Here is an 11,915-nt window from a genome sequence, read left to right on the forward strand (position 1 = left end):
AACAAGTAACAGGGGGGAAACAACATGTTCGATTTTATCATGAAAGATATATTAGGCACGCCAGCCATACTGGTTGGATTATTCGCCATGCTCGGCCTGATTCTTCAGAAGAAAGAAATACAGGACGTCGTATCAGGAACTTTGAAGACCATCATGGGCTTTTTGATTCTAAATGGCGGCGCTTCCATATTGATTGCTTCACTCGATATATTCGGGCAGATGTTCGAGAAAGCCTTCAAAATAGAAGGAATCATACCGAACAACGAAGCAATCGTAGCCATAGCCCAACAGGCACTTGGAAAAGAAACAGCAATGATCATGCTGTTCGGTATGGTGATGAATATTGTCATCGCTAAGTTCACGCCATTCAAGTACATTTTCTTAACCGGCCATCATACCTTATTTATGGCTTGCCTCATTTCAGCGGTATTCGCTACAGGCGGTGTAACAGGCCTTCCGCTTATCATCATCGGATCCATTATTTTAGGATTACTGATGGTATTCATGCCTGCAATGCTACAGCCATTCGTACGTCAGATCACCGGGAACGACTCAATCGCAGTCGGTCACTTCGGATCATTCGGTTACCTTGTTTCAGCAACACTCGGTAAATTCCTTGGTGATAAATCAAAATCCACGGAAGACATCAAAGTGCCTAAATCAATCGGCTTCCTGCGCGATACATCCGTCGCCATGTCATTGACGATGGCCGTCCTGTTCCTGGTTATTGCTCCTATCGCAGGTAAAGAATTTGTTGAAACAAATTTGAGCGACGGACAAAACTTCCTTGTGTTCTCCTTATTGCAAGCTATCACATTCGCCGCTGGAGTTTATGTAGTCCTTGCCGGTGTACGGATGCTGATTGCAGAAATCGTTCCTGCCTTCAAAGGGATTGCCGACAAAGTTGTCAAAGACGCCAAACCAGCTCTTGACTGTCCAGCTGTCTTTCCTTTCGCGCCTAATGGCGTAATTATTGGATTCCTATTCAGCTTCCTGGCTGGTCTTCTATCCATGATCATCCTGCCATTAGTCGGATTGAAAGTCATTGTGCCTGGACTGATCCCTCACTTCTTCACCGGAGCTGCAGCTGGTGTATTCGGTAACGCAACAGGCGGACGGCGCGGCGCCATGATCGGTGCATTCGCAAACGGCTTGCTTATTTCCTTCCTGCCGGCTATGCTTCTGCCTTTACTTGGCTCACTCGGTTTCAAAGGAACAACGTTCGGAGATTCCGACTTCGGTGTAATCGGTATTCTACTAAGTAATTTGATTAAATTGTTTAGTTGATAAGATATAATATGATATAAAAAGCTAGTGAAAATAGAATGCTAAGAAACCTAATTTGGGAAAACAGGTTTCTTAGTTTCTTTTTTTGCAGCCACCTTCCAGTCTTTATCCAATGTGCTAGCGAACTCATATAATACGATAAAATCTGGGTTTGTTTAGATGGTTTGCAGAAAGGCAAGGACGTGAAGGTGAGATACGAAAGATTTCTTTTTCCCTAATTCGAGGCCAAATCATTCATTTAAGTCTGATCATTTACCACCCGTAAGTATTACAAGCAGTTCCGCCGACCTTTTCTTGTCCAGTTGAATATATTCTCTCCCGCCTCTTACAAGTTCCACTTGAGCTTCGTTTGGGCTAATCCAAAGTTTATGTACTACCGCTTTTGCTACTATACCATGATGAACGATAAACTGATAATCAGCAGGCCGTGCCATATCAACTTTCGTATGTTTCCATTCGCTATCGTGTAATATGTCTTTCACTTTTTGAACTTTTCCCTTATCTGTGGCCTCTTTGAAATCTTCGTATTCATCGCCCCTACGCTTTTAAACATCTATATATTGCTCTTTGTTTTCTACTGAGTATGAGCAGCCTGCCATCAGAACAAGCGAAACACCAATAAAAGCAATAAAATATAGTACTCGTTTCAAGATGTCCCTCCTTTTATAATTAGGTTTTTGGAATGTCTTAATTTTAAAATAAATTCTGCCCGTACATGTTTAAAACATCAAACAAAGAACAATCAACCGACAGATCCCTCCTCCTGCACACAAGAATTCAATCGAGCCCTTCCTGCCCAGACTGTTTGGCACATAATTTGCAGAATATTCTTACATCAGCATTTCAGTAATTCATCAGAACGAAAAAAATGCTGCTAAAGTGTTGCCATAACATTTAAAGGGGGAAATGCATGATGTTACAAAAGAAACCTTGGTCTCTTATTGTCGTATTGATGGCTCTTATGGTTACCATGGCTGCTTGCAGTAGCTACAGCAGCAACGGAAATGGAAAAAACGGAAAAGAGACTGGCGGAAGCAAAAAAGAACAAGTCCTTAATTTAACGGCAAACGATATTGCAACATTGAATTCACTGGGAAGCTATGAAGCCGGTTCCACTGTAGTAATGAGCAATATCTTTGAAGGTCTTTACAGACTTGACGAAGAAAGCAAACCTGTCGAAGGGATTGCCGAATCCCATGATGTGTCGGATGATCAAAAAAAATACACATTCCATCTTCGCAAGAATGCAAAGTGGAGCAATGGGACACCAGTAACTGCCCATGATTTTGAATATGCCTGGAAAAAGGCAGTTGGCGCCGAAACGTTAAGCCCATTTTCATTTTTAATGGCCCAGATCAAAAATGCCTCTGCCATCCAGACTCCGAGTGATCCACTTTACAACAAGCCGGACAAGTTAGGGGTAAAAGCAACCGATGATTACACGCTGGAAGTAGAGCTTGACAATCCGACACCTTACTTCTTGAGCCTGGTTACCATACCGGTGTATTATCCGCAAAACAAGGAGTTTGTCGAAGCACAGGGCGACCAGTATGCATTAGGCACTGATAAAATAATTTACAACGGTCCTTTCATTTTGAATAACTGGAAGCAGGGTACAAGCTGGACCTATAAGAAAAACCCTGATTATTGGGATGCGAAAAACGTAAAATTGGAAACCATCAATGCAACTGTGCTTAAAGAAACTTCCACAGCGGTAAATATGTACGAGGCAGGCCAACTAGACGCCGTAGGAGTCACCGCCGAATTCGTGGATCAATACAAGTCCAGCGATGAGTTCTCGACACATCTGGATTCCACTATTTATTTCATTCGCATGAACCAGCAAAACAAAAACCTGGCAAATGTGAATATCCGCAAAGCCCTTTATATCGGATGGGATAAACAGGGTCTGGAAAAAATATTGAATGACGGATCGGTTCCTGCCGGTTATGTTGTCCCGAAAGAATTTGTCTTCGACGAAGAAGGAAATGATTTCCGTTCAAAGTATGAAAGCTTTAACAAAACGGATATCGATCAAGCCGTTGAATACTGGAATAAAGGCCTTGAAGAGCTCGGTGTCGACAAAATGACGCTTGAATTCTTAAGCTACGACGCAGAATCTACAAAAACCGTCGCGCAATACGTGAAAAACCAGTGGGAGAAAAATCTTCCTGGTTTAACAATCAACATTAACCAACAGCCGAACAAACAAAAGCTGGAGTTGGAAACCAAACAAGAATACGAACTGACATACAGCGGATGGGTCCCTATTTACCAGGACGCCATTACATTGCTAGAAATTTTCCATTCTGAAAATGCATACAATTGGATGAATTTCTCCAATCCTAAAGTGGACGCCCTGATTGATTCATCATATTCAGAAGCTGATACTAAAAAACGCTGGAATAACCTGCAGGAAGCCGAAAAAATAATCCTTGAAGATCTGGCAGGGGTCTCCCCTATGTTCCAAAACGGGACAGCCATACTCCAAAAGCCATATGTAAAAGGCATAGCGCGCCACACTTACGGCACAGGTGTATCGTATAAATGGGCATACATCGAATAAGAAAACAATAAAGTGAAACTTCAATCAGCGGGGATTTTCTTCATCCCCCACTGATTGTTAGTTGTCTAGCTTCATCGGCCAGCGTCTCTTAGGTCATAAGCCATCACTATCCGTAAATCAAAACCGTATTCCCTATTGAGAGCTGTCTTATGCTCTCCCTAGGCTAACCAGGCCGATTCCGCTTTTTAGTGTTGAACCAATCAGGCTTTCACTGTCTGTTCATCTCCGTCTTACAATTCTTGTCTTCTCGAATTCTTGAAATGCGGGTCTTACTGCCAAGTTTTTGCGGGATAAAACGCAGAGCACAAGCGCAAGCGTTACATTCAGCGGTGAAGCTGCCGATGCAAAACTTCATCAGTTATCCTTATTGGAACAACCCATGATTTCTTAACCAATAAGCAGTCCTTTTTTAATAGGTAATCCTACTTAATTCACCTTCTGTTTTCAAAAATCCATTTATGTATATACCAGACTTTTTAGCCAAACAGATAGAATGTCTTAATTTTTAAATAAAATCTGTCCATACATGTTTAAAACATTAAACAAGAATACCGAACCAGCCGATCTCTCTTCCTGTATTCAAGAATTCAATCATGCCCTACCTGCCCAGACTGTTTGGCACAATACTTGCATAATATTTCGATATCAGCATTTCAATAATTCATCAGAACGAAAAAAATGCTGCTAATGTGTTAGCCATACTATTTAAAGGGGGAAATGCATGATGTTACGAAAGAAAGCTTGGTCACTTTTGGTCTTATTAATGGCGTTTATGATTGTCCTAGCTGCTTGCAGTAGCTCCAGCAGCGGCGGTAATTCAAAAAATGGAAAAGAGAACGGAGGAAGCAAGAAAGAACAAGTCCTCAATTTAGCGGCAAACGATATTGCAACGCTGAATTCTTTGGGAAGCTATGAAGCCGGTTCCGCTGTAGTAATGAGCAATATCTTTGAAGGTCTTTACAGACTTGACGAAGAAAGCAAACCTATCGAAGGGATTGCCGAATCCCATGATGTGTCGGATGACCAAAAAAAATACACATTCCATCTGCGCAAGGATGCAAAATGGAGCAATGGGACACCGGTAACTGCCCATGATTTTGAGTATGCCTGGAAAAAGGCAGTTGGCGCCAAAACGTTAAGCCCATTTTCATATTTAATGGGCCCGATCAAAAACGCCTCTGCCATCCAGACTGCGAATGATCCGCTTTACAACAAACCGGACGAGTTAGGGGTAAAAGCAACCGATGATTACACGCTGGAAGTAGAGCTTGACAATCCGACGCCTTACTTCTTGAGCCTGGTTACCATACCGGTTTATTATCCGCAAAACAAGGAGTTTGTTGAAGCACAGGGCGACCAATATGCTCTAGACACTGATAAAATGATTTACAACGGGCCTTTCATTTTGGATAACTGGAAACAGGGGGCAAGCTGGACCTATAAGAAAAACAATGATTATTGGGATGCGAAAAACGTAAAATTGAAAACTATCAATGCAACTGTGCTTAAAGAAACTTCCACAGCGGTAAATATGTACGAGGCAGGCCAACTGGATACCGTCGGACTCACTGCCGAATTCGTGGATCAATACAAATCCAGCGATGAGTTCTCGACATTTCTAGATTCCACTATTTATTTCATTCGCATGAACCAGAAAAATAAAAACCTGGCAAATGTGAATATCCGCAAAGCCATTGATTTCGGATGGGATAAACAGGGTCTGAAAAAAATATTGAATAACGGATCGGTTCCTGCCGGTTATGTTGTCCCGAAAGAATTTGCCTTCGATGAAGAAGGAAATGACTTCCGTTCAAAATATGAAGGCTTTAACCAAACGGATGTCGATCAAGCCGTTAAATACTGGAATAAAGGCCTTAAAGAGCTTGATGTCGACAAAATGACGCTTGAGTTCTTAAGCTACGACGCAGAAACTACAAAAACCATCGCGCAATACGTGAAAAACCAGCTGGAGAAAAATCTTCCTGGTTTAACAATCAAAATTAACCAACAGCCGAGCAAACAAAAGCTGGATTTGGAGACCAAACAAGCATACGACTTGACATACAGCGGATGGGCCCCTGATTACCAGGATGCCATTTCATTCGTAGAAATTTTCCATTCTGCAAATCCATACAATTGGATGAATTTCTCTAATCCTAAAGTGGACGCCCTGATTGATTCATCTTATTCAGAAGCTGATACTAAAAAACGCTGGAACAATCTGCAGGAAGCCGAAAAAATAATCCTTGAAGATCTGGCAGGGGTCTCCCCTATGTTCCAAAACGGAGCAGCCCTACTCCAAAAACCATATGTAAAAGGCATAGCACGCCACCCATATGGCACAGGTGCATCGTATAAATGGGCATACATCGAATAAGTGAAAATAATAAAACGCCAGAACAAAAGCGCAAGCATTACGTTCAGCTTTGAATCTGCCGATGGAAACCCCCATAATTTCATAGCCAATAAAAAAGGTGTTCCCTATCCGGAACACCTTTTTTTGTGTTACTTATAGTACAGGGAAGCTGTGCTGGCCACCAGCACAAGCAAAGCGCCCGCAATCAGCAAAGTCCGGCTTCCCTTCGATTTCTTCTCCTTGCGTTTATCCCCTGTATCCTGGTCTTCCTGAGCCAATATATAGCTTCCCAATCTTCCGGAATGCCTGAAAAATAGTTTGAAGGCTGATATGCTTCTGGTCCAGGCCCCAACCTGCAGCAGGCTGAAGATGAGGCCCAAACAAAATATCCCTAACGAAACCAAAAACAGACTATTCAGAAATGCCAGGGTGAACGGCTCCTCGCGGAAAAGGGAGAGCAATAAGGAAAGAAACAAGGAGCCAAGGATCAGCAAGCCAACCGGCCGAGCCTTTTTCAGCATGCCTCAGACCTCCACAAGCAGGCTTTTTTTGTAGGATTCATATTCCTCATCAGAACAGAGAATCCAATGGTTCTTTTCAATTTCACGAAGTGCCCGCTCTTTTTCCGGATTATACTCTTCCGCAGAAAATCCGATTCGTTTCCGGTCCCTCTCCACAGATGGATCAGGTATCGGATTGGCTGACAACAATGATTTCGTATACGGATGGATAGGATTTCTGTACAGTTCCGAGCTTTCCGCCAGCTCCACAATCTGGCCCTTATACATAACCCCTATTCTGTCACTGATGTACTTGACCATTGATAAATCATGGGCAATGAAGACAAAGGTCAGCCCCCTTTCTTCCTGGATACGTTTCAATAAGTTTACAACCTGCGCCTGGATAGAGACATCGAGAGCCGATATCGGTTCATCTGCGATAATCAGGCTTGGATTGACGGCCAGTGCACGTGCTATTCCGATCCGCTGCCTTTGTCCTCCGCTGAATTCATTCGGATAACGGCTGGCATGTTTTTTATTGAGTCCCACGGTTTCCAGAAGCTCATTGATCAGCGCTTGTCTTTCTTGCCTGGATTTGGCCAGGCCATGGATATCAATTCCTTCCCCGATAATATCCCCTACCGTAAGGCGCGGATTCAAGGAAGAATGGGGATCCTGAAAGATCATCTGCATTTTTCGTTTTGTGGACTGCCAATCGGAATCCGACTTGAGATTTTGAATATTTTTCCCTTCAAAATGAATGGTGCCGCCATTTCCTTCATATAAGCCGATAAGCGTACGGCCAAGTGTTGATTTTCCGCTGCCCGATTCACCGACAATACCGAATGTTTCCCCTTTGTAAATATCAAGTGATACCCCATTCACCGCATGAAGCACTTTTCCTCTGCCCAGCTTGAACTTCTTCGTAAGATCCCGGACTTCCAGAATTTTTTCCGTTTTTTCACTTATCGTCTTATTCCCTGCTTTCTGTTTACTATTCTGCAATTCTTCCATTATATTGATGTCCGGTGCGTCCTGATGCAGCATCCAAGTGGAAGCTGAATGTGTGTCGGACACTTGGAATATTGGAGGTTCTTGCACATAATCGATTTCCATTGCGTATTTATTCCTTGGCGCAAATGGATCACCTTGTGGAAGGGCTGTCATGTCCGGGGGGGATCCGGGAATCGAGAACAATTTTCCCTCGTCTTCCTCCATGCTCGGCATCGAAGCCAACAAGCCGCACGTATACGGATGCTTAGGCTGATAAAATATTTCGTCCACCGTTCCGGTTTCAATCACTTTCCCCGCATACATCACCATCACCCGGTCAGCCATATTCGCAACAATTCCAAAATCATGTGTGATGAAAATGATCGATGTCCCCATCTTTTTTTGTATATCCTTCAGCAAATCCAGGATTTGCGCCTGGACAGTCACGTCAAGGGCAGTAGTCGGTTCATCCGCAAGCAGGATTTTTGGATTGCAGGCAAGTGCCATCGCAATGGCCACCCGTTGCCTCATTCCCCCGGAAAATTGATGCGGATAATGCTTGTAGCGGATATGCGGTTCCGGAATTCCCACTAAATCCAACAATTCGATCACTCTTTTTTTCGTTGCCGATTTGCTGTATTGCTGATGGGCTTTTAGTCCTTCCCCGATTTGTTTCCCGATTGTCATGGTCGGGTTCAAGGATGACATCGGATCCTGGAACACCATCGATATATGTGAGCCTCGTACTTTTTTTATTTGTTTTTTGGACAATTGAAGAAGGTCTTTTCCTTCATACCATATCTCGCCCTTTTCAATGACCCCTGCAGGTTCCTGTATTAATTTCATGATTGATTTCGCTGTCACTGATTTGCCTGAACCTGATTCCCCAACAATCGCCAATGTTTCCCCTTTATTAAGATGAAAGGATACTCCGCGGACCGCATGGGTTTTCCCGTAATCTGTATTGAAGGAAACGTGCAAATCATTGACTGTCAGTATCTTTTCCATTTAATTTCCCCCATCTCTTTTATTTAGAGCGCATCTTAGGATCCAAAGCGTCCCGCATTCCGTCGCCTATCAGGTTGAAGCTGATCATGATGAAGCTGATGACTACAGAAGAGATGACCATCTGGTGCGGATAAATTCTCATATATTTGAATCCGTCATTAACAAGCGTCCCCAAGGATGCAATCGGCGGCTGCAGGCCTAAACCTATGAAGCTCAAAAAAGCTTCTGTAAACACAGCTCCCGGAATCGAAAACGTAACCGTGATGATGATCGGACCGAGCGTATTCGGCAGCAAATGCCTGAAAATCAAGCGTTTATCCTTGGATCCAAGCGTCCTTGATGCCAATACAAATTCCTGTTCTTTCAATTTCAGGATATTACCCCGGACAATCCTTGCCATGCCGACCCAACCGGCAAATCCCATCGCTATCGTAATCGTCAGGATTCCCGGTTTCATGATCAGGATCAGCAAAATAATGATGATAAGCTGAGGTATTCCGACCAGTACTTCGATAAAGCGCTGCATGATATTATCAACACGTCCCCCATAGTAAGCAGAAATGCTGCCGTATGTAACGCCGATGACAAGATCAAGCAATGTGGCAAGTATAGCAATATATAAAGAAACCCTGGTTCCTTCCCATACCCTCGTCCAAATATCGCGCCCCAATTCATCTGTCCCGAACCAAAAACGGCCATCGATTCCCTTTGCTTCATACTGGTCCACTCCGCGTATATCCATTCCGTCAAAAGGAAGCCAGGATATATTCTCAAGCACCGGTATCTTCGGCGGCAAATTAGCCCGCATTAAATCCTGTTCGTCATAGCCGTGGCTGTTGAAAAATGGGCCGATAATGGCAAAAAGCAACAGCAGAAGCAACAGATAAAGGCCCGCCAATGCCCCTTTATTCTTAGCAAAGCGCTTCCGGACTCCGCTCCAATAGGTAGCAGATTCTCCCGTGAGCCCTTCCGCCAATGATTCTCTTTCTTTTGCAGGCTCAAACAACTCTTTAGGGATCTTAGAAGTTTGTTCCATCATTTACCCTCCCCCATCAACCTGATTCTTGGATCAATAATTCCATACATAACATCTACAAGCAAAGTGACGACAATGAACAAACCGCTGTAAAGCAACGTTGTCCCCATGATGATAGGATAATCATTGGTGAGAATCGACTGGACAAACTGTTCCCCCAGGCCAGGAATGCCGAAGATATTTTCGATGATCAATGAACCTGTGATCAGGCTGACAACCAGCGGACCCAATATCGTAATGACCGGGATGATTGCATTGCGGATGCTGTGTCTTACAACGATCGCCCAGCTCGAAAGCCCTTTTGCTTCGGCGGTCATCATATAATCCTGATTTAGAACTTCAAGCATTTCCGTTCTCATATAACGAGCAATGACGGCAACAATCGAAACCGCCAGAGTGATGGTCGGCATAATTGTGTATTCGAACCCATTCCACATAGCGACAGGAAGCCATTGAAGCTTAGCACCGATCCAAAACTGAAGAAAGCCTGCGAATACGAATGAAGGGACAGCTATCCCTAATACGGACAGGAGCATGGCCCCGTAGTCAAAAATGGTGTTATGCCGCATAGCCGCAATAATTCCAACAATGATTCCGATGATTGTCCCCACTATCAATGCCTGTATGCCCAACTGGGCAGAAGGCCCGATCCTTTCCGAGATGATGGTGGTGACCGGACGGCCGTCAAATTGGAATGACACGCCCAAATCGCCTTTGAAAATATTCGTCATATACTTGATGTATTGTGTTGAAATAGGTTCATCCAAACCATACTTTTCATATAGCCTCTCTTTTTGTGCAGCGCTCAGTTTATCATCATTAAAGGGAGATCCCGGCAGCGTCTGCATGAGATAGAAGGAGAAGGTCGCAACAAGAAAAAAGGTGACCAGTGCATAACCGACTCGCTGAAAAATATATCTTCCCATTTTGTTCCTCCTGTTTCTTAAAAGATTGCTTGTTAACGAACCAAGCATAGCCCCGCTTAGCCTTAAACCTAGAGAATGATCAACTCTTTCGATGATTTAGTAAGGATTTCATAGCCTTCATCCGTAATCAGGACATCATCCTCTATACGCACTCCCCCGACATCAGGGATATAGATGCCCGGTTCAATGGTAATAACCATTCCAGGCTGAAGTACTTCTTCCGAATTCCCGGATACAGATGGCCCTTCATGGATGTCAAGCCCAATGCCATGCCCGGTGCCGTGGCCGAAGTAATCCCCGTATCCACTTCGTTCAATGGGATCTCGTGCCCCCTTATCCACTTCGCCGCATTTCATCCCTGGCCTGATGGAAGCTATACAGGACAGCTGGGCATCCAGGACAATTTGATACGCTTCTTTCAATTGGTCAGATGGCTCCCCAACAGCGATTGTTCTTGTGATATCAGACCGGTAGCCCTGGTATAATGCGCCGAAATCCAGCGTGATCATATCCCCTTTTTCCACCTTTTTATCGGTTGGTTTGCCATGAGGCAGCGCTGTGCGGGTCCCCGAAACAACAATCATGTCAAAGCTGGAGGATTCCGCTCCTTTTTTACGCATATAGAACTCCATCTCTGTTGCGATTTCCTTTTCAGTGATTCCTTCATGGATATAGCCCAGTATATGATTGAATGCATCATCGGCGATTGCGGCTGCTTCCCTTAATGATTGGCATTCTTCCGCAGTCTTGACCATCCGCACCTTTTCAATCAGTCCTGAGACCGGGCATAACTCTATCATTCCGAGACTCTCTTTATATTTTTTATATAGACTGCAAGTAAGATCATCTTCTTCATAGCCCAGCTTCTTGATTTTCATATTGTTTGCTTCAACCGTTGTTTGCTTCAACAGTTGTCTAGAAGACTCAACAATCTCAAAATCGGACACCTCATCTTTTACCTGTGAAAAGTACCTGAAATCGACAATAATTTTTGCTTCATTTTGCGATATCAGCAATACTCCCTCGGAGCCAGTAAATCCGCTCATGTATCTGCGGTTTGTCGGATTGGTGATCAATATTCCGTCCACCCCCGATTCATTCATTGCCTCTCTTACTTTTTCCAATTTATTCATCCTGGTCCCCCCGCGTTTTATAATCAAAGATACTGGCGTCAACCATTTCTTCAACCTATATCATGCAATAATCATGCCAATGTTACTGTTATACCTTTTGAAAATATTGT

At 43.8% G+C, this 11,915-nt stretch carries 8 protein-coding genes and 2 pseudogenes; 3 read left to right on the plus strand and 7 right to left on the minus strand.

What is annotated here, in order from left to right:
• The first annotated feature begins 24 nt into the window (after window positions 1-24).
• Window positions 25-1,287: a PTS ascorbate transporter subunit IIC gene (locus BN1765_RS12855; RefSeq protein ID WP_050615513.1), complete on the plus strand. Its 1,263-nt coding sequence runs from the start codon at window positions 25-27 to the stop codon at window positions 1,285-1,287.
• Window positions 1,288-1,535: 248 nt separating this feature from the next.
• Here BN1765_RS12855 and BN1765_RS12860 read toward each other — a convergent pair whose 3' ends face one another.
• Entirely contained in the window at window positions 1,536-1,769 is a 234-nt protein-coding gene (locus BN1765_RS12860) for a hypothetical protein (RefSeq protein ID WP_082195471.1), read from the minus strand.
• Between the two features lie 428 nt (window positions 1,770-2,197).
• Here BN1765_RS12860 and BN1765_RS12865 point away from each other — a divergent pair, with 428 nt between their 5' ends.
• Complete coding sequence (locus BN1765_RS12865) at window positions 2,198-3,853, plus strand: peptide ABC transporter substrate-binding protein (RefSeq protein WP_050615514.1); 1,656 nt, start codon at window positions 2,198-2,200, stop codon at window positions 3,851-3,853.
• A gap of 721 nt (window positions 3,854-4,574) precedes the next feature.
• Window positions 4,575-6,230 carry a peptide ABC transporter substrate-binding protein gene (locus BN1765_RS12870; protein ID WP_315969832.1) on the plus strand — a complete coding sequence of 552 codons (1,656 nt, stop codon included), beginning with the start codon at window positions 4,575-4,577 and terminating at the stop codon, window positions 6,228-6,230.
• Between the two features lie 128 nt (window positions 6,231-6,358).
• Here the strand turns inward: BN1765_RS12870 and BN1765_RS12875 are convergent, their stop codons facing one another.
• The 6 genes and pseudogenes from BN1765_RS12875 to BN1765_RS12895 all read right to left on the minus strand — a co-directional run bounded on the left by BN1765_RS12875 (window position 6,359) and on the right by BN1765_RS12895 (window position 11,805).
• Window positions 6,359-6,730 (minus strand): DUF3899 domain-containing protein, encoded by a 372-nt coding sequence (locus BN1765_RS12875; protein WP_050615515.1) that lies wholly within the window; start codon window positions 6,728-6,730, stop codon window positions 6,359-6,361.
• A gap of 134 nt (window positions 6,731-6,864) precedes the next feature.
• Window positions 6,865-7,756, minus strand: a pseudogene (locus tag BN1765_RS20770) (ABC transporter ATP-binding protein); the annotation flags it as partial.
• Window positions 7,757-7,768: 12 nt separating this feature from the next.
• Window positions 7,769-8,710, minus strand: a pseudogene (locus BN1765_RS20775) (ABC transporter ATP-binding protein); the annotation flags it as partial.
• Between the two features lie 19 nt (window positions 8,711-8,729).
• Complete coding sequence (gene opp3C / locus BN1765_RS12885; RefSeq protein WP_050615517.1) at window positions 8,730-9,749, minus strand: oligopeptide ABC transporter permease; 1,020 nt, start codon at window positions 9,747-9,749, stop codon at window positions 8,730-8,732.
• Window positions 9,746-10,672 carry an oligopeptide ABC transporter permease gene (gene opp3b, locus BN1765_RS12890; RefSeq protein ID WP_050615518.1) on the minus strand — a complete coding sequence of 309 codons (927 nt, stop codon included), beginning with the start codon at window positions 10,670-10,672 and terminating at the stop codon, window positions 9,746-9,748. The genes opp3C and opp3b overlap by 4 nt, the downstream gene beginning before the upstream one ends.
• A gap of 68 nt (window positions 10,673-10,740) precedes the next feature.
• Window positions 10,741-11,805 (minus strand): M24 family metallopeptidase, encoded by a 1,065-nt coding sequence (locus BN1765_RS12895; protein ID WP_050615519.1) that lies wholly within the window; start codon window positions 11,803-11,805, stop codon window positions 10,741-10,743.
• Window positions 11,806-11,915 lie beyond the last annotated feature (110 nt).

The sequence above is a fragment of the Bacillus testis genome, from assembly GCF_001243895.1.
GTDB classification, from domain to species: Bacteria; Bacillota; Bacilli; order Bacillales; family DSM-1321; genus Bacillus_AD; species Bacillus_AD testis.

Bases quoted from the DNA above. Each gene is read 5' to 3' on its own strand.
- BN1765_RS12855 (WP_050615513.1), top strand. From the start codon at position 25: ATGTTCGATTTTATCATGAAAGATATATTAGGCACGCCAGCCATACTG.
- opp3b (WP_050615518.1), bottom strand. From the start codon at position 10,672: ATGGGAAGATATATTTTTCAGCGAGTCGGTTATGCACTGGTCACCTTT.
- BN1765_RS12895 (WP_050615519.1), bottom strand. From the start codon at position 11,805: ATGAATAAATTGGAAAAAGTAAGAGAGGCAATGAATGAATCGGGGGTG.
- opp3C (WP_050615517.1), bottom strand. From the start codon at position 9,749: ATGATGGAACAAACTTCTAAGATCCCTAAAGAGTTGTTTGAGCCTGCA.
- BN1765_RS12875 (WP_050615515.1), bottom strand. From the start codon at position 6,730: ATGCTGAAAAAGGCTCGGCCGGTTGGCTTGCTGATCCTTGGCTCCTTG.
- BN1765_RS12865 (WP_050615514.1), top strand. From the start codon at position 2,198: ATGATGTTACAAAAGAAACCTTGGTCTCTTATTGTCGTATTGATGGCT.
- BN1765_RS12870 (WP_315969832.1), top strand. From the start codon at position 4,575: ATGATGTTACGAAAGAAAGCTTGGTCACTTTTGGTCTTATTAATGGCG.